This is a genomic window from Streptomyces roseolilacinus, assembly GCF_014649335.1.
Classification (GTDB): domain Bacteria; phylum Actinomycetota; class Actinomycetes; order Streptomycetales; family Streptomycetaceae; genus Streptomyces; species Streptomyces roseolilacinus.
The window spans coordinates 849556-866166 of the sequence record NZ_BMSV01000001.1 but is presented as its reverse complement, the minus strand read 5'-3'; the positions used below and the strand labels follow the sequence as shown (position 1 = coordinate 866166).

Genomic DNA, 16611 nt, shown 5'->3' with positions numbered 1-16611 from the left:
GGCCGCCGGTACGGACGAGGCCGCCGGTACGGACGGAGCCGCCTGTACAGACGAGGCCGCCCGTACGGGCGCGGTCGTCGAGGCCGGCGCGCCCGCCGGCGCCGTGACGCGGGGGCGGCGGCTGCCGCGGGCGACGCGGGAGCGGCAGATGCTCGACGCCGCCGTGCGGGTCTTCGGGCGGCGCGGGTACCGGGCGGCGTCCGTGGAGGAGATCGCCGAACTCGCGGGCGTGTCCAAGCCGCTGGTGTACCTCTACCTGAACTCCAAGGAGGACCTCTTCACCGCCTGCGTCCGCCGCGAGGCCGCCGCCCTGACGGCAGCGGTCCGGGCCGGGGCGGCCGCCCCGGCGCCCGGTACCCCCGTCGAGCGCAGGCTGCGGGCGGGCCTCACCGCGTTCTTCGCGCACACCGCCGACAACCCGGACGGCTGGGCGGTGCTGCACCGCCAGGCCCGTACCAACGGCGAGCCGTTCGCGGCGGAGGTGGCGGCGCTGCGGGAGGAGATCGTCGGCTTCGTCACCTCCCTGATCGTCACCACGGCCCGCGAGGCCCACCAGGACCCGGAGCTCACCGAACGCGACGTGGCGGGCCTCGCGCACGCCCTCGTCGGCGCGGCGGAGTCGCTCGCCGACTGGGCCGGCGGCGCGCCCGACGTGACCGCCCGCGAGGCGGCGGAGACGCTGATGCGCTTCGCCTGGTCGGGCCTCGGCGCCCTGGTGCGGGGTGAGGGCCGGCGGCCCCGGGGCTGAACGGCGCGGTACGGGACGGTGACCGGAGCATTGCCGGGGACCGCGGGGCGCCGCTAATTTACCCACAAGTAAGTTGACGTGAGCGTCAGCAGCAGGCCCCCGCCCCCACCCACAGCACAACGGCCCACCCACGCAAGGAGCCGCACGTGACAGTGGAACCGGTCCCCCCGCAGCGCGTCCACGTCGGCGGCGTGGTCCGCGAGGTCTCCGTACCCGCCCTCGTCCCGCCCGTGACGAGCGGCTCGCTCGCCGACATCCCCTTCGACAACGCCCGCGAGGACCCCACCGCCCCGGTCCTCGCCCGCAAGGACCGCGACGGCGCCTGGCGGGACGTCACGGCCGCCGCCTTCGCCGCCGAGGTCCTGGCCGTCGCCAAGGGCCTGGTCGCCCACGGGCTGCGGCCCGGCGACCGGCTCGCCATCATGGCCCGCACGACGTACGAGTGGACCCTCCTCGACTTCGCCGCCTGGGCCGCCGGCCTGGTCACCGTCCCCCTCTACCCGACGTCCTCCGCCTACCAGACCCGCTGGATCCTCCACGACTCGGGCGCGGCGGCGTGCGTCGTCGAGGACAAGGACCAGGCCCGCCTCGTCAGCACGGAGCGCCGCGGACTGCCCGGCCTCGCCCACCTCTGGGCCCTCGACACGGGCGCCCTCGGCACCCTGCGGCAGGCCGGGGCGGACGTCCCCGACGAGGTGGTCACCGTCCGCCGGGCGGGCCGGTCCCCCGACTCGCTCGCCACCCTCGTCTACACCTCCGGCACCACGGGCCGCCCCAAGGGCTGCGCCCTGACCCACGGCAACTTCTTCGCCGAGGTCGACAACGCCGTGGAGCTCCTGCACCCCGTCTTCAGGTCCGTCAGCAAGGACCCGGCGTCGACGCTCCTCTTCCTCCCCCTCTCCCACGTCCTGGGCAGGATGGTCGCGATCGGCTGCCTGCGGGCGCGGGTCCGCCTGGCGCACGCCCCGTCGATCGCGACGGAGGACCTGCTGGCCGACCTGGCCTCCTTCCGCCCGACGTTCCTGGTGGCGATCCCGTACGTCCTGGAGAAGGTCTACAACACGGCGCGGGCGACCGCCGAGGGCATGGGCCGCGCCGCCTCCTTCGACCGGGCGGCGGCGGTCGCCCGGCGGTACGGGGAGGCGGTGGAGGCCGCGGAACACGGCGCCGGGCGCGGCCCGTCGTACGCCCTGCGCGCCGCCCGCTCCCTCTACGACCCGCTGGTCTACCGCCGCATCCGGGCCGCGCTCGGCGGCCGGGTCCGGTACGCGATCTGCGGCGGATCACCGCTGGGCCGCCGCCTGGCCGCGTTCTACGAGGGCGCGGGCGTCTCGGTGTTCGAGGGGTACGGCCTGACGGAGACGACCGCGGCGTCCACGGTGACGCCCCCGCAGCGCCCCCGCCTCGGCACCGTCGGCTGGCCCCTCCCCGGCACCTCGGTCCGCATCGCGGCGGACGGCGAGGTCCTGCTGCGCGGCGGCCACGTCTTCACCGGCTACTGGGACGCCGAGGCCGCCGCCCCGGTCCCCGCCTCCCCGGACGGCTGGTTCCCCACCGGCGACCTGGGCGCCCTGGACGAGGACGGCTACCTCACCCTCACCGGCCGCAAGAAGGACCTCCTCATCACCACGGGCGGCAAGAACATCGCCCCGGCCCCCCTGGAGGACTGCCTCCGCGCCCACCCCCTGGTCGACCAGTGCCTCGTCCTCGGCGACGGCCGCCCGTACGTCACGGCGCTGATCACCCTCGACGGGGAGGGCCTGGAGCACTGGCGCCGCATCCACAAGAAACAGGACGTCCCCCTCCCGGCCCTGGTCCGGGACGAGGCCCTCCTGGCCGCCCTCCAGCGCGCCGTGGACGACGCCAACCTCCTGGTCTCCCGCCCGGAGTCGATCCGCCGCTTCCGCGTCCTCGCCACCTCCTTCACGGAACGGGCCGGCCACCTGACCCCGTCCCTGAAGCTCCGCCGCGCGGCCATCACCCGCGACTTCGCGGCCGAGATCGAGGAGCTGTACCGGAACTGACCGCAGGCACGCGAACGCCCCCGCCCGGCGGACGGGGGCGTTCGCGCGGCGGGTCAGCCGACGGCGGTGTGCCCGGAGGCCGCGGGTGGCTTTCGAGGGCGCTCCACGTCGACCGGTCAGGGCTGGTACTCGTAGCCGATGGTGAACCGGGGCGGCAGGCACCACTCCCCGTACTCGATGACCCCTTCCGCGTCCGACCACCGGTGGGCGCCGGCCAGGATCGGGGAGCCGACCGGCAGTCCCAGCGCGCTCGCCTCCCGGGCGTCGGCGGGGCGGGCGTGCATGTCGTCGCGGGCGTGGGTGATCGTGCGCCCGGTGGCTTCCAGGACCCGGGCGGACAGCCCGTGGTTGCGGCCGGGGGCGGTGTTCAGCAGGTCCGGTACGAGGGCGGCGAACGGGGCCGGGTACCAGGTGACCGCGAACACGGTCCGGGTCTTGCCCCGTCCGGCCAGCCACTCGCGCCGGACCACCTGGTCCCCGGCTTCCAGGTCGAAGATCTCCGCCACGTACAGCGGCGGGACGATCAACTCGGCCGCCGTGACCCGGCTCGTCTCGCCCTCGGCCAGGAACGACTTCACCCGTTGGACCCGGGCCAAGCGGTCCCGCGCCGACAGCGTCCAGCGAGGGTCGTCGGCGACGTAGGTGCCGCGCGGCGTGGTGCGGATGAAGTTCTCCACCTGGAGGGCCTGCAAGGCGCGGGAGACGGTGGCGGCCGCGGCCTGCCACTGCCCGGCGATCTCCCGGTTGGTCGGCAGCTTGGCGCCTGGTTCGAGCTCTCCCGACAGGATGCGTTCCCGGAAGTGGTCCGCGATCTTCGTGAACGTCTTGGGACTGGGCATGGGGCAGGCCCCTCCATCGAGTTGACGTATCGTCAGCGGGGGCACCCTAGTGCACTGCGAACCGTAGCGGGAGTGCTTCGGCCACTCGAATACTGAACTAGAGCACCGGCCTGTCAAGGGGTCGGTCATGTGACGTTCGAGAGGTGGCGATGTGCAGTGACGGAGCCGACCAGGTACTCGACCCCGCCGGTCGAACTCCCGTTGCGCTTGGAGCCGGACCCGGCACCCGTTGAGGGCTGTGCGGGGTGCGCGGAGCTGGCCAACGTACGCGATCGAGCCCGCATGGTCGGTGACATGACCACCGTCAGCGACTGCAACGTCCACATGCGACGCCACCCGGAGGGCCACCAGTGAGCCCCCGCGCCGTCTACCGGCACGTCACCCACACCATCCGCCGTGCACCCGAAGGCGGAATCACCTACGAGGCGTTCTGCGCCGCGCCCGGCTGCGGAGCCGAATTTGGCCCCCACGTAGAGCAGGAAGCCGCACAGAACTGGGCACTCCGCCACACCGGACGTGTCGGCCACGACCTCTTCAGGCGCGTCTTCACCGACCACGCCAAGGTCACCCGAGCCGAGTAGAACCACCACCGCCGGCCGGAACAGGACCCACAACCCGCAGGCCATCGCACCCGGCCAGCAGCCCAGCCGAACGCTCGGCCACCGTCACGGCGTACCACCGAAGCGGAATGCGCCCAAACTTTCCCTACGGCTTCAAGGCGGCCCGCTCTCGGCTCCGCCACTGCGGGGCGGCCAGGCCGTGGACGCCCGCCGCTACTACAGCAGCCCCGGCGCCCCGACCACGGTCCGCACGACCGGCGGCAAGACGACGGGCCACAAGCTCACCGTCATGCTGTCGGACCACCACAGCACGGCGACGACGGCAGTGGACCTGACCGACACCCAGCCGGTCACCCACCGCCGCTTCGACCCGTACGGCAACCCCCGCGGCACCGAACCGACTTCTTGGGTCGACCGCCACACATTCCTGGGGGTCGGCATCGACGACCCCACCACGGGGCTCACCCACATCGGCGCCCGCGAATACGACCCTGTGACGGGCCGTTTCATCTCGGTCGACCCGATCATGGACATCGCGGACCCGCTCCAGATGAACGGGTACACCTATGCGAACGGCAACCCGATCACGTACTCGGACCCCACTGGACTGATCATCGCCGAATGCGGCAGGCAGGAACTCTCCTGCCGCGACGGAGGGAAGAAGGTAGTGGGGCTGGGCTCCAGAGATCCCGGTCCAGGGTCATCCCCATCTGCGATTGCGGTAGGCGACACGACGGTTACCGTCCAGGTGGTCGGTGAAACCATCGCAGTCGAAGGTACTTATGTTCCGACCCACGAGGAGCTCGTAGATCAGTATTCGTGGGCGAAGTCCAGTCACTCTTACAGCTACGACCTGAAATTGTGGACCCGTGACAAGTGCACGGGTGGCGCTGGTTCGCACAATGAGGACTTTTGCCGTGCGGCTTCAAAGATGGGCTGGATGGGGGACACGAGCGTTGAGGTCGACCTTCTCGAAATCATCGGTGCCCGAGATGTGATCGACTGTGCGGGCGGTGCAGGAGCCGCCTGCAAGCGGGCTGCTACGGATGCCGCACTCGGTGCGGCGACAGGCGGAACGGCGAAACTGGGGAAAATTGCCTTCAAGGTGCTCAAGACCGCACTGAAGAAGGGGGACAGTGTCCCGGTTCAGTGCCTCATATCTTCTGCCAAGCGGGACAGTTTCCCCGCGGGAACCATGGTGCAGCTTGCTGACGGCACACAGAAACCCATCGAGGAAGTCGAAGTAGGTGACCTGGTACTTGCTACGGATCCCCAGACCGGCGCAACGAGGGCCGAGCGCGTAACGGCGGCCATCTTCACGACTTCGGACAAGACCTACGTCGACATAGCCGTCGCCACGAACGCCGGCGTCGAGGTTCTGACCGCGACCGATCACCACCCCTTCTGGTCCGAGTCCGGCCGAAGCTGGGTCGATGCAGGTGAACTCCGTCCAGGAACGACTCTGCGCACGGACGATGGTGTTGAGGCCGCCGTCAAGTCGGTGAGGGTCTACAGCAAGGATCAGGACACCTGCAACCTGACGGTGGCCGACCTCCATACGTACTATGTGCTGGCAGGCGCCACGTCGGTCTTGGTTCACAACAGCAATGGCTGCATCCTGCCAACGCCAAGCGTCTCTGATCCCAAGCTTCAGAACTTGGTTAACGATCTTTATAAGGGGACGACCAATCCGGCCCGAACTGGAGATGGTACGACGATGTCGGCGATTCGCGATGAGCTCAGCTCAGGTCAACTCGTGCACGGTCGTAACCACGTAGCCAAGGGAAATCAGTACGCTAGGGCGCTGAATAAGTGGATAGGAAGGAATCATAGAAACGGCGACCCGCACGACTTGATCGTGGCGAGAAGCCTACTTGCCGACCTCAAGTCGGCCCTCGCAGGAATTGATGGAGATGAACGAAGAGCAGTTCTTTCATGGCCTCCTCCAGGACTTTCCGCAGCTTGAGGGCTTGCATGCCGAGCATGTGGAGTTCTATGAAGAGTTCCTCTCCCACGTTTTCCTCGCAGACGTCGTCCGATGGGCGGTAAGTTTGTTCAGCGAGGCTGGCCAAGGTTCGACTGGGGAGGCCATCGGGCTTCGGTTGATCAACTTCATCGAGGATGCGTACGTGCATGGCGATTGTGCAGTCAGGGAATTGATCAGGGTTTCGTTCGTTGAAAATCTGCCTTACTCTGGTCAAGGGGGTTTCCGTATTCACGAACACCTGACAGGGAATCTCCGCAGGATATTTGGGGAGCGTTAATCCCTGCGAATATTGCGTCGCTAGACGTGGTTCTGCAGATCGATTTCATCGCACTCAATTCAGCTGGCCTCAGCGAAGAGATGAAGCCCCGCCAGGTGCGTCCTGGCGGGGCTTCTACGTGGGGTGACGACAGTAGTTGACGGCAACGTCAGCGGACGAGGGCGGCGCAGGGTGGTCTCGTCGCCGTCGGAGCTGACCGTCTTGGTGGTCTCCTGGCCGCCGAGCGCGGTGCTGAGGGTGTCGATGGCGTCGCGCTGGAGGCGGAGTCTGGCGTGAGCGTAGACGGTGGCGGTGACGCCGATGTGGGCGTGGCCGAAGAGTTCCTTGATGATGAGTTCGACGCCTTGTTCCAAGAGCAGGGTGGCGGAGGTCGTGGAAGCGGATGCAGCGGAGCCCGGCCCGGTGGAGGAAGCCGCGGAAGCCGTGTGTGAGGTTGGTCGGGCCGAGAGGCCGACCGGTCGGCGTGGTGAAGACGAGCCACTGTCGCTCCAAGCCGACCTGGCCTGTCCCCGCTCCCTGCCCTGCCGTCCTCTGTGCTCCTTGAGGGAGTGGAGGCACTCGGTAGGGAGGGCGATGCGGCTTTCGGGTGCCCGGGTCTTGGCGGGCAGGTGGGTGAGGTCGCCGGTTCGGGTGCGCTGGAGTGAGCGGCGGATTGTTGCGGTGCCGGTGGTGAGGTCGAGGTCTTCCCAGTGGAGGCCGAGGCGATCGCCCTTGCGGAGTTCGGTGTGGAGACCAGCGCGGAGGGCGAGTTTGTACAGGGCGTGGAGCCGGTCGGCGCGGGCCGTGTCGAGGAACTGACGGAGTCGGCGGGGATGCGGCGAGCGCGGCCGAGGGTGCAGGTTGGTCTGCGTCATCGTGACGTGTGCGGCGGCGGTACGGGCGGACTCGTTCCGGGGTGGGGCAGGGGCGGGTGGTGGGGCGTCGGGTGGGGGCTCCGGGCGGGAGCGTGGGGACGGCCGCGGTGACCGGGTCGCGGTGGGCCGTGACTCGGTGGGGTGCGTCGTGGTGGGCCGCGAGGTGTTGTCTCAAAGGACGCAGGGAAGTGAGGAACCCTCCTCCCCACCCCACCCTCGTCACCCGTCACTCACACGGGTGGAATGTGCAACTGGGTTGATTTTTGGGCGGGTTGGCAGGCATATGCTCGCGTCAACCGATGGCCTGACAGACGTCGGCCCCCGGCCGGGAGTAGCGTTCCCGATCGAGGGCCTGACCACCAGGAAGAAGAAGGCTTCCCGATGGGTGCTCAGCACTTTAGCGCTCCTTCGCGCACCGATGGCGCCGTTTCCGCAACGACCCCCCGATACGGTGTCGTTCACGTCAATACACGGCACACCAGCCACTTCACCGTGGTAGGCAACCACCTCGCCCAGCACCGGCGGCTGAGCCTGCTCGCGATGGGTCTCGCCCTCCACATCCAGTCGCTGCCCGACGGGGCGCGCATCGGCATCCGGTTCCTCGCGGCCCGCTTCCCCGAGAGCGAGAAGCGCATCGCCGACGCCCTGCGGGAGCTGGAGGCCGCCGGGTACCTGGAGCGGCGACGGGAACGGCTCGACTGCGGGAGGGTCGTCACCCGCACGGTGTTCCACAACCAGCCGAAGGGCGGTGGCGCCGCCCCGAGGACCCGGGTGACGCAGGCCGCGCCGAAGGGCGAGCCGCCGGCCGCCGGGTCCCGGCCCCTGGAGATCCAGCCCGTGCGCGGGGGCACGGAGACCACGCCGGGGGGTGTCGGGCCCGCGTCACCGGTCGCGGAGGCCCTGTCCGGAGGCGTCGAGCCCGCGCCGCCGGTCGCAGAGCCCGCGCCGCCGGTCGCGGAGCAGTTCACACCACCGGCCGCGGAGCCCGTGCCCTCGGCCGTCGGGGTCCAGCCCCGGCCCGCTGCGGCTCAGGCCGCGTCCCCGGCCTCGGTACCCCGGTCGCCGGCCGCCCCGTCCCGGCCCGGGGGTACGGAACCCCGGCCCGGGGGCGCGGCGCCCCGGGCCGTCGAAGCCCCGGGTCCGGTCATCCCCGAGCCCCGGGCCGAGTCCCGGCCGCTCCCCGTCCCGCGGGGCGGTGACCCCGACCGCCTCCGGACGGCCGCCGATCTCCTCGCCGGGCTGCGGCGCGACGACCCGCGTCTCGTCCTGTCCGAGGCCGAGGTCCGGCGCCTCGCCCCCGCCGTGGCCGCCTGGCTGGAGCGGAACGCCGGGCCCGCGTCCGTACGCGCCGCCCTCACCGCCGGACTCCCCGACCCGCTCACCCACCCGGCGGGGCTGGTCGCCCACCGCCTCACCGCCCTGCTCCCGCCGCCCCTCCCGGAGGCTCCGGCGGGCCCGCGGCCCGATCCGCTGCAGACCTGTGAGCGCTGCGACCGCGCCTTCCGGGCCCCGGAGCCAGGGTGCTGCAGGGACTGCCGCCCGCCGGCGTCCCCGCACGAGGGAGGTGATCCCCCGTCGCCTCCGTCCCTCCCCGACAAGGAGCGAGCGCCATGACCACCACCCCGGACGACGCACGACGTGACGCGTTCCCCCACCAGGCGATGCGCGACGTCGTCGAGCAGGCGCGGGACAGCGTTCCGGGCAAGCTGGATCACCGGAGAAGGGATCGTGCACGACACAAGGACTTCGTCCACGGCGAGGACGTCACCATCGCGGAGTGGACCGTCTCCACCCGCGACCTGCCCCGGTACCGGTAGGGGCCGTCAGGGCCGCTCGTCGCGTGAGGCGCGCCAGTCGCGCAGGAGGTCCTCCACGTCGAAGGGGGTCAGGTTCAGCGGGGGGCCCGGGGGCGGGCGGCGGACGGCGGCGGCGATCTTCTCGTTGATCTCCGCCACGATGCGGCGCACCTGGGTCTCGGAGGCCGCGCGGCCCACCGCCTCCAGGGCGTCCTCGGCCTCCTTGCGCAGGGCGAGGGTCGGGGGCAGGGCGGACAGGCCCTCGCGGTTCATCTTGCCCTTGACCCACCACAGCTCGTCGTACGGCGCCGTGTCGTCGGGGAGGGGCTTGCCGAGGCCGGAGAGGTGCGCGAAGTCACCCCGCTCGGTCGCCTCGCGGATCTGCTTGTCGACCCATGACTCGAAGGTGATCCCGGGGGGTTTGCGTTCGGTCATGTGTCCAGGGTAGGCCGGGAGCACCGGGATTTCCGTGGAAACAAAGGCAGAGGTCCGCCTTCCGCACCGAAATGCGGAAGGCGGACCCCTTGGGTACTGCTAAGTCGTGCGCGATCGCCGACCCTGCCCAATCAGGCCGGGGTGACGTTCTCCGCCTGCGGACCCTTCGGGCCCTGCGTGACGTCGAAGTTCACGACCTGGTTCTCCTCGAGGGAGCGGAAGCCAGACGCGTTGATCGCGGAGTAGTGGACGAAGACATCCGGGCCGCCGCCGTCCTGGGCGATGAAGCCAAAGCCCTTTTCAGCGTTGAACCACTTGACGGTTCCGGTAGCCATAAGCCCTCCTTGGGCCAAAGGGTTGCCCTGCTCCAGAACCTGCAAACAAGTCTGAAAACTACAAAAGCCTGCGGGTCACATGCTCCGCAGGCTCTGTACTGCAAGGGAAACCAAACTGCAACTTGCGTCGAGCGTAGCACGCGTTCTCCGCGGATGGGTAGAGGCGAAGATCACCTCATTGTGAGGTCACCCGGAGGTTTGAACGCGCGGGAACGGGGTCCGCGCGGTGCGGCCGTCCACCCGGTGAGACGTCCCTGGCGGGGCGGGGTCTAGCCTCACGACGTGGACACATCTCGGCGGACCCGGCCGCGCGTCGGGCACATCCAGTTCCTGAACTGCCTGCCCCTCTACTGGGGGCTCGCGCGCACCGGCACGCTGCTCGACCTGGAGCTGACCAAGGACACCCCGGAGCGGCTCAGCGAGCAGATCGTGGACGGCACCCTCGACATCGGGCCGGTCACCCTCGTGGAGTACCTGCGCCACACCGACCGGCTGGTCGCCTTCCCCGACCTGGCCGTCGGCTGCGACGGACCCGTCATGTCCTGCGTGATCGTCTCCCAGCTGCCCCTGGACCGGCTGGACGGGGCCCGGGTCGCGCTCGGCTCCACCTCCCGCACCTCCGTGCGCCTCGCGCAGCTGCTGCTCGCCGAGCGGTACGGCGTCGCCCCCGACTACTACACCTGCCCGCCCGACCTGGGGCTGATGATGCAGGAGGCGGAGGCGGCCGTCCTCATCGGCGACGCCGCGCTGCGGGCCTCCCTGCACGACGCGCCGCGCCTCGGCCTTCAGGTCCACGACCTGGGGCGGATGTGGAAGGAGTGGACCGGGCTGCCGTTCGTCTTCGCCGTGTGGGCCGTGCGGCGCGACTACCTGGAGCGGGAGCCCGCCGTCGTGCGGAAGGTCCACGAGGCGTTCCTCGCGTCGCGCGACCTGTCGCTGGAGGAGGTCGCCAAGGTCGCCGAGCAGGCCGCCCGCTGGGAGGCGTTCGACGCGGAGCTGCTGGAGCGGTACTTCACCACCCTCGACTTCCGCTTCGGCCCCGACCAGCTCGCCGGCGTGCGGGAGTTCGCCCGCAGGACCGGCCCGACGACCGGGTTCCCCGCCGACGTGCGGGTCGACCTGCTCGGCGGCGGGGAGGACTGAGTCACGGGGACGGGACGGGGGCGAGCATGTGCTCGCTGATCCACTGGATCGAGCCGTCCCCCATGCCCCGCACGTACGTCCGCGCGTTGTGGCCGCCGTCCTGGATGACCTCCAGGCGGGTCTTCACCGGGCCCTTGCCGTAGTTCCTGATGAAGGAGCGGAGGTTGCCCAGACCGGACTCCCTCGTGCCGATCTGGAACGCGAGGTACACGTCCCTGTCCGGGGCGGACGGCCGGGCCGAGAGGGCCTTGGCCAGTTTTTCGGGGTCGTTGGCGGCCTTCTCCGCCTCGTGCCCCGCCCACAGCGGCGAGTCCGGCACGGTGTCCGGGCCCGACGCGATCACCGCCTTGAACTTGTCGGGGTGCTTCAGCACCGACTTCAGGCCGACGAACGCGCCCGACGACGAGCCCATGAACGCCCAGCCGTCACGCGAGGCGAACGTACGGAAATTCGCCCTGACGAAATCGGGGACGTCCTCCGTCATCCAGGTGCCCATCTTCTCCCGGCCGGGGATGTCGCTGCCGTCGTAGTAGTACTCGTCGTCCGGGTTGAGAACGGGCATCACGACGATGAACGGCAGGCTCTTTCCCTCCCTCGACCACCTGCTGATGCTGCTCTGCAGTTTCAGGTCGGTGCCCATCCAGTAATTCTTCGGGTAGCCGTTGCCCCCGGGCAGGGCGATCAGGACCGGGAAGCCGCTGTTCGCGTACCGGGGCTCGAAGTACTGCGGGGGCGCCCAGACCCACACCTTGCCCGTGAAGCCGGACTTGCGGCCCTCCAGGGTGGTGACGCCGATCTTCGTCCCGTCGTCGACGGTGTTCTCGGTCGTGAACTCCGCCCTCGGGCCGGTCGGCATGAGCGTCCTCGCGGCGGCCCCGCCGTCCGCCGGGGCGTCCCCGCCGCCCCGGCCGGGGTCCGGGGCCCGGTCCCGGCCGCCGGGCGCGGCGGAGGCGGCGCCGGACGCGGGCGGCGTGTCGAACGAGACCGGTTCGCCCGAGCAGCCCGCGGCCAGGGTGAGGGAGCCGAGGACGGCGGCGGCCACGAGCGACGTGAGCGGACGTTTCATGGGAGGTACTCCGGTTCGGGAAGGGGCGGTTCTCGGCGGGTCTCCGGCAGGGGCGGGGGCGTCTGCGGATGACGGCCAGGTAGATGGCGGTACGGGCGGACCGGTTGCCCCCGCCGGCACGGGCGATCCCCGTGAACCGGTCCGCCGGGCCCTCTACGCTGCTCTCGGCGCGTCGTACGGGCACGGGAGCGGGGGGAGCGGGGCGGATGCATCCGCTGGAGACGGGGGAACCGCGGGCGATCGGCCCGTACCGGCTGCTGGGCAGGCTCGGGTCGGGCGGCATGGGCCGCGTCTACCTGGCCCGCAGCGGGGGCGGCCGCACCGTGGCCGTGAAGGTCGTGCACCCGCACTTCGCGCTGGACGAGGAGTTCCGCGCCCGGTTCCGCCGGGAGGTCGAGTCCGCCCGGCGGGTCGGCGCCCGCTGGACCGCGCCCGTCCTGGACGCCGACCCGGACGCGCCGGTGCCGTGGGTCGCCACCGGGTACGTCGCCGGGCCGTCCCTCACCCAGGCCGTCACCGCCCACGGGCCGCTGCCCGAGCGGTCCGTGCGGGTGCTGGGCGCCGGACTGGCCGAGGCCCTCGACGCGGTCCACGCGCTCGGGCTGGTCCACCGCGACGTGAAGCCGTCGAACGTGCTGCTCGCCCTCGACGGGCCCCGGCTGATCGACTTCGGCATCGCCCGCGCCACGGCCGGCAGCGCGTCGCTCACCTCCACCGGGGTGTCCGTCGGCTCGCCCGGCTACATGTCGCCCGAGCAGATCCTCGGCAAGGCCGGCGGGGCCGGGGTGACCGGGGCGTCGGACGTCTTCTCGCTGGGCGCGGTCCTCGCGTACGCGGCGACCGGCGCCGCGCCGTTCTCCGGCGACTCGTCGGCCGCGCTGCTGTACAAGGTCGTCCACGAGGAGCCCGAGCTGGACCCGGCGCTGACCGGGCCGCTGCGGGACCTCGTCACCGCGTGCCTCGCCAAGGACCCGGGCGCCCGGCCCGCGCCCGCCGACCTGGCCGCCGCGCTCGTGCCGGGCGGCGCGGCCGGGGCGGCGGGCGGGTGGCTGCCGGCCGCGGTGGTCGAGGAGGCCAGCCGGGCGGCGGTGCGGCTGCTGGACCTGGAGCCGGCGGAGGCGGACGCCGGGGCGTCGGGCCCGGTGCCGTTCAGCAGCCCCGCGGTCGCGCCGCCCGTGCCGCGGGGGACGGGCGCGGCGCCGGTGGCGGACGGGGCGGACCTCGCGTACGTGCCCACCATGGACGCCGTCCCGCCGCCCCGCAGGACCCCCGTCTCCGTCTCGGTCACCGCCGGTTCGGAGCCGGCCGGGCCGTCGGGCGGGCGGCGGGTCAGCTGCACCCTCGCCCTCGCCGTCGCGGGCGCCCTCGCCGCCGTGACCGTGGGCGCGGCCGTCCTGTTCGACCTGCTGCCGGGTGGTGGCACGAACGACACCGCCAACCCGCCGAGCACCGGGGCCAAGCCGTCGGCGTCCGCCTCGGCGCCGGTCCCCGGCTCCGGCGCGACGGTGCCCAAGGCGTTCGTCGGGACGTGGAAGGGCCGGGTCACGGCCGCGGTCGGCGGCGGCGTGGACATCCCGGCGGGCACGTTCACCGTGGTCGTCGAGGGCGGCAGGGCCGGGCAGGACGTCGGCACGGTCACCCAGTACGACCTCCTCGGCAACCGCATCTGCGAGGACACCCTGGTCCTGCGCACCGCCACCGCCGACACCCTCGTCACCGACGGCTCGGCGAGCGACGGCTCCACCGGCGTGTGCACCGGCGGCACCCACACCGTGACCCTGCGCCTGGCGGGCGGGAAGCTGCGCTACGCCTCCGACGACGCCGCCGCCGGGCGCCCGCGCGCCACCCTGGACCGCGCGGAATAGCCGTCGGGGCCCTGGCGTACGCTGGTCCGGTCCGTCCGCAAGCTGGCGAAAGGTACGCACCCGGTGACCGAGAAGGCCGACCTCCAGTCCGTTCTCGACCGCGCCGCCGCCGGTGGGCGGATCACCCCGGAGGAGGCGCTCGAGCTCTACCGCTCCGCGCCCCTGCACGCGCTGGGCGCCGCCGCCGACGCCGTCCGGCGCCGCCGCTACGCCGGTACGGAGCACATCGCGACGTACATCATCGAGCGCAACATCAACTACACCAACGTCTGCGTCACGGCCTGCAAGTTCTGCGCCTTCTACGCCCCGCCGAAGGACACCGCCAAGGGCTGGACCCGCGACCTCGACGACATCCTGCGCCGCTGCGCCGAGACCGTCGAGCTGGGCGGCACGCAGATCATGTTCCAGGGCGGCCACCACCCGGACTTCGGCGTGGAGTACTACGAGAAGCACTTCGCCGCCATCAAGGAGGCGTTCCCGCAGCTCGTCATCCACTCCCTGGGCGCCTCCGAGGTCGACCACATGGCGCGGATCTCCGGCGTGACCGCCGAGGAGGCCATCCGCCGCATCCACGCCGCCGGCCTCGACTCGTTCGCCGGCGCGGGCGCCGAACTCCTGCCGGAGCGGCCGCGCAAGGCGATCGCCCCGCTCAAGGAGTCCGGCGAGCGCTGGCTGGAGATCATGGAGCTCGCCCACAACCTGGGCGTCGAGTCGACGTCCACGATGCTGATGGGCACCGGCGAGACGAACGCCGAGCGCATCGAGCACCTGCGGATGATCCGCGACGTCCAGGACCGGACGGGCGGCTTCCGCGCGTTCATCCCGTACACGTACCAGCCGGAGAACAACCACCTGAAGGGCCGCACGCAGGCCACGCTCTTCGAGTACCTGCGCATGATCGCCATCGCGCGGCTGTTCCTCGACAACGTCGCCCACATCCAGGGCTCCTGGCTCACCACGGGCAAGGAGGTCGGCCAGCTGTCGCTGCACTACGGCGCCGACGACCTCGGCTCGATCATGCTGGAGGAGAACGTCGTGTCGTCGGCCGGCGCCCGGCACCGCTCCAACCGGCTGGAGATCATCGACCTCATCCGGAAGGCGGGCCGCGTCCCGGCGCAGCGCACGACGACCTACGAGCACATCGTCGTCCACGACGACCCGGCGAACGACCCGGTCGACGACCGCGTCGTCTCGCACATCTCCTCCACGGCCATCGAGGGCGGCACGGCGCACCCCGAGCTGAAGCTGCTGAGCACCACCTGAGCGGACCGGAGTGCTGACCCTTCACGTGGCCGCCGCCACCGGTGACGCCGTGCTGGTCGAGGGGGCGCGGATCGCCGCCCTCGGGCCGTACGGGGAGCTGGCCGCCGCCCACCCGGCCGCCCGCGTGCGGCGCTGGCCCGGCGTCCTCACCCCCGGGCTGCTCAACCCGCACGGCCCCGAACTGCTGGAGCGGACCTACCACCCCGACCCCCGCGAGGCCGGCGAGCTGGGCACCGAGCCGATCACCGACCCGGCGGTGCTGGCCTCCCCGGGCATGACCGACGCCCGCCGGGGCGCCGGCGCGCGGCGCGGCGCGCAGCGCCTGCTCGCCCACGGCACGGTCGCCGTGGCCGGCGAGCTCCGGGTGCGCGCGGTGGCGGACGCGGTGCGGCGCGCGGGACTGGAGACGGTGCCCCGCCCCGGGGGGCCCGCGGACACGCGGCCCTCCCTGGACCCGTTCGCCCCGGGGTGCGGCCCGGCGGTGTGGATGCCGGACCTGCGGACCGGCGGGCCCGCCCGGTTCGCCGTCTTCGACGTGCGGGACGCGGCCGAACTGCCCGAGCGGGGAGCCGCCGCGTGCGTCGCCACGGTCCTGGGCGGGCGACTCGTCCACCGCCGGGCGTGACCGCGCGCGGACGGGGCGGGGCCGCCTGCTTGAATGGGCCGGTGACCCGAGCAACGCTGGACAAGCAGCCGCACGAAGTCGCCTCGATGTTCGACCACGTCGCGGCGAACTACGACCTCACCAACGACGTGCTCTCCCTCTTCCAGGACCGGCGCTGGCGCCGGGAGGTGGCGCGGGCCGTCGACGCCCGGCCGGGACAGCGGGTCCTCGACCTGGCGGCGGGCACCGGCACGTCCTCCATGCCGTTCGTGGAGGACGGCGCGTACGTCGTGCCGTGCGACTTCTCCCTCGGCATGCTGCGCGAGGGCAAGAAGCGCCACCCGTGGATGCCGCTGACCGCCGGCGACGCGATGCGGCTGCCGTTCCGCGACGGCGCCTTCGACGCGGTGACCATCTCCTTCGGGCTGCGCAACGTCCAGGACACGGACGCGGCGCTGCGTGAGCTGTACCGGGTGACCAGGCCGGGCGGACGCGTCGTGATCTGCGAGTTCTCGCACGCCACGTGGGCGCCGTTCCGGAAGGTGTACGAGGAGTACCTGATGCGGGCCCTGCCGCCGGTCGCCCGCGCCGTGTCGTCCAACCCGGACGCGTACGTGTACCTCGCCGAGTCCATTCGGACCTGGCCCGGGCAGCGGGAACTGGCCGGGATGCTCCAGGAGGCCGGCTGGTCGAAGGTGGCCTGGCGGAACCTGTCGGGCGGGATCGTGGCACTGCACCGGGGCGTCAAACCGCTGGAGGCGTAACGGGTTTGACGGCGCGTGCCCAACCGGGAGGATGGGGGCCCGACCCGTCCC

At 71.8% G+C, this 16611-nt stretch carries 16 protein-coding genes and 2 pseudogenes; 13 read left to right on the top strand and 5 right to left on the bottom strand.

All coding sequences use genetic code 11. The features are described from left to right. Positions 1-148 precede the first annotated feature (148 nt). Both IE106_RS03975 and IE106_RS03970 read left to right on the top strand, forming a co-directional pair. Positions 149-748, top strand: coding sequence for a TetR/AcrR family transcriptional regulator (locus IE106_RS03975; RefSeq protein ID WP_189530001.1), 600 nt, complete (start codon positions 149-151; stop codon positions 746-748). A gap of 146 nt (positions 749-894) precedes the next feature. Beyond that, a complete protein-coding gene (locus IE106_RS03970) occupies positions 895-2772 on the top strand; it encodes an AMP-dependent synthetase/ligase (protein ID WP_189529795.1) in 1878 nt (625 codons plus the stop codon). Positions 2773-2888: 116 nt separating this feature from the next. On the opposite strand, the gene IE106_RS03965 is transcribed toward IE106_RS03970, so the two are convergent. Next, complete coding sequence (locus tag IE106_RS03965; protein WP_189529794.1) at positions 2889-3611, bottom strand: GntR family transcriptional regulator; 723 nt, start codon at positions 3609-3611, stop codon at positions 2889-2891. A gap of 156 nt (positions 3612-3767) precedes the next feature. Between IE106_RS03965 and IE106_RS03960 the strand changes: the two genes are divergently transcribed. From IE106_RS03960 to IE106_RS30125, 4 genes are all read left to right on the top strand, one after another. After that, positions 3768-3965, top strand: a complete 198-nt coding sequence (locus IE106_RS03960) for a hypothetical protein (protein ID WP_189529793.1) — start codon at positions 3768-3770, stop codon at positions 3963-3965. Then, positions 3962-4192, top strand: coding sequence for a DUF7848 domain-containing protein (locus IE106_RS31085; RefSeq protein ID WP_444545526.1), 231 nt, complete (start codon positions 3962-3964; stop codon positions 4190-4192). Before IE106_RS03960 ends, IE106_RS31085 begins: the two co-directional genes overlap by 4 nt. 268 nt (positions 4193-4460) lie before the next feature. Continuing rightward, positions 4461-6137: a polymorphic toxin-type HINT domain-containing protein gene (locus IE106_RS03955; protein WP_189529792.1), complete on the top strand. Its 1677-nt coding sequence runs from the start codon at positions 4461-4463 to the stop codon at positions 6135-6137. After that, positions 6085-6435, top strand: coding sequence for a DUF7674 family protein (locus IE106_RS30125; protein WP_229839973.1), 351 nt, complete (start codon positions 6085-6087; stop codon positions 6433-6435). The genes IE106_RS03955 and IE106_RS30125 overlap by 53 nt, the downstream gene beginning before the upstream one ends. A gap of 148 nt (positions 6436-6583) precedes the next feature. Here the strand turns inward: IE106_RS30125 and IE106_RS30120 are convergent. Then, positions 6584-7268 (bottom strand): annotated as a pseudogene (locus tag IE106_RS30120) (site-specific integrase); the annotation flags it as partial. Between the two features lie 513 nt (positions 7269-7781). Between IE106_RS30120 and IE106_RS03945 the strand changes: the two are divergent. Together IE106_RS03945 and IE106_RS30905 are read left to right on the top strand one after the other, a co-directional pair. Further along, the gene (locus IE106_RS03945) at positions 7782-8903 is read left to right on the top strand and encodes a helix-turn-helix domain-containing protein (protein ID WP_229839971.1); all 1122 of its coding nucleotides are present in this window, start codon (positions 7782-7784) and stop codon (positions 8901-8903) included. A 116-nt stretch (positions 8904-9019) separates the two neighbouring features. Next, positions 9020-9106 (top strand): annotated as a pseudogene (locus IE106_RS30905) (Uma2 family endonuclease); the annotation flags it as partial. Between the two features lie 6 nt (positions 9107-9112). Here IE106_RS30905 and IE106_RS03935 read toward each other — a convergent pair. Further along, positions 9113-9520: a DnaJ family domain-containing protein gene (locus IE106_RS03935; protein ID WP_189529790.1), complete on the bottom strand. Its 408-nt coding sequence runs from the start codon at positions 9518-9520 to the stop codon at positions 9113-9115. A gap of 131 nt (positions 9521-9651) precedes the next feature. Continuing rightward, on the bottom strand, positions 9652-9855 hold the full coding sequence (locus IE106_RS03930; RefSeq protein ID WP_003967102.1) for a cold-shock protein: 204 nt from the start codon (positions 9853-9855) through the stop codon (positions 9652-9654). Between the two features lie 282 nt (positions 9856-10137). On the opposite strand from IE106_RS03930, the gene IE106_RS03925 reads away from it, so the two are divergent. Further along, entirely contained in the window at positions 10138-10998 is an 861-nt protein-coding gene (locus IE106_RS03925) for a menaquinone biosynthetic enzyme MqnA/MqnD family protein (protein WP_189529789.1), read from the top strand. Between the two features lies 1 nt (position 10999). Here the strand turns inward: IE106_RS03925 and IE106_RS03920 are convergent, their stop codons facing one another. Beyond that, a complete protein-coding gene (locus IE106_RS03920; protein WP_189529788.1) occupies positions 11000-12064 on the bottom strand; it encodes an alpha/beta hydrolase in 1065 nt (354 codons plus the stop codon). Between the two features lie 206 nt (positions 12065-12270). On the opposite strand from IE106_RS03920, the gene IE106_RS03915 reads away from it, so the two are divergent. The 4 genes from IE106_RS03915 to IE106_RS03900 all read left to right on the top strand — a co-directional run bounded on the left by IE106_RS03915 (position 12271) and on the right by IE106_RS03900 (position 16560). Then, positions 12271-13929, top strand: a complete 1659-nt coding sequence (locus IE106_RS03915; RefSeq protein ID WP_189529787.1) for a serine/threonine-protein kinase — start codon at positions 12271-12273, stop codon at positions 13927-13929. A gap of 63 nt (positions 13930-13992) precedes the next feature. Then, positions 13993-15192 (top strand): cyclic dehypoxanthinyl futalosine synthase, encoded by a 1200-nt coding sequence (gene mqnC / locus IE106_RS03910; RefSeq protein ID WP_189529786.1) that lies wholly within the window; start codon positions 13993-13995, stop codon positions 15190-15192. Between the two features lie 10 nt (positions 15193-15202). Then, positions 15203-15817, top strand: a complete 615-nt coding sequence (locus tag IE106_RS03905; protein WP_189529785.1) for an imidazolonepropionase-like domain-containing protein — start codon at positions 15203-15205, stop codon at positions 15815-15817. A gap of 41 nt (positions 15818-15858) precedes the next feature. After that, on the top strand, positions 15859-16560 hold the full coding sequence (locus IE106_RS03900; RefSeq protein WP_189529784.1) for a demethylmenaquinone methyltransferase: 702 nt from the start codon (positions 15859-15861) through the stop codon (positions 16558-16560). The last annotated feature ends 51 nt before the right edge of the window (positions 16561-16611 follow it).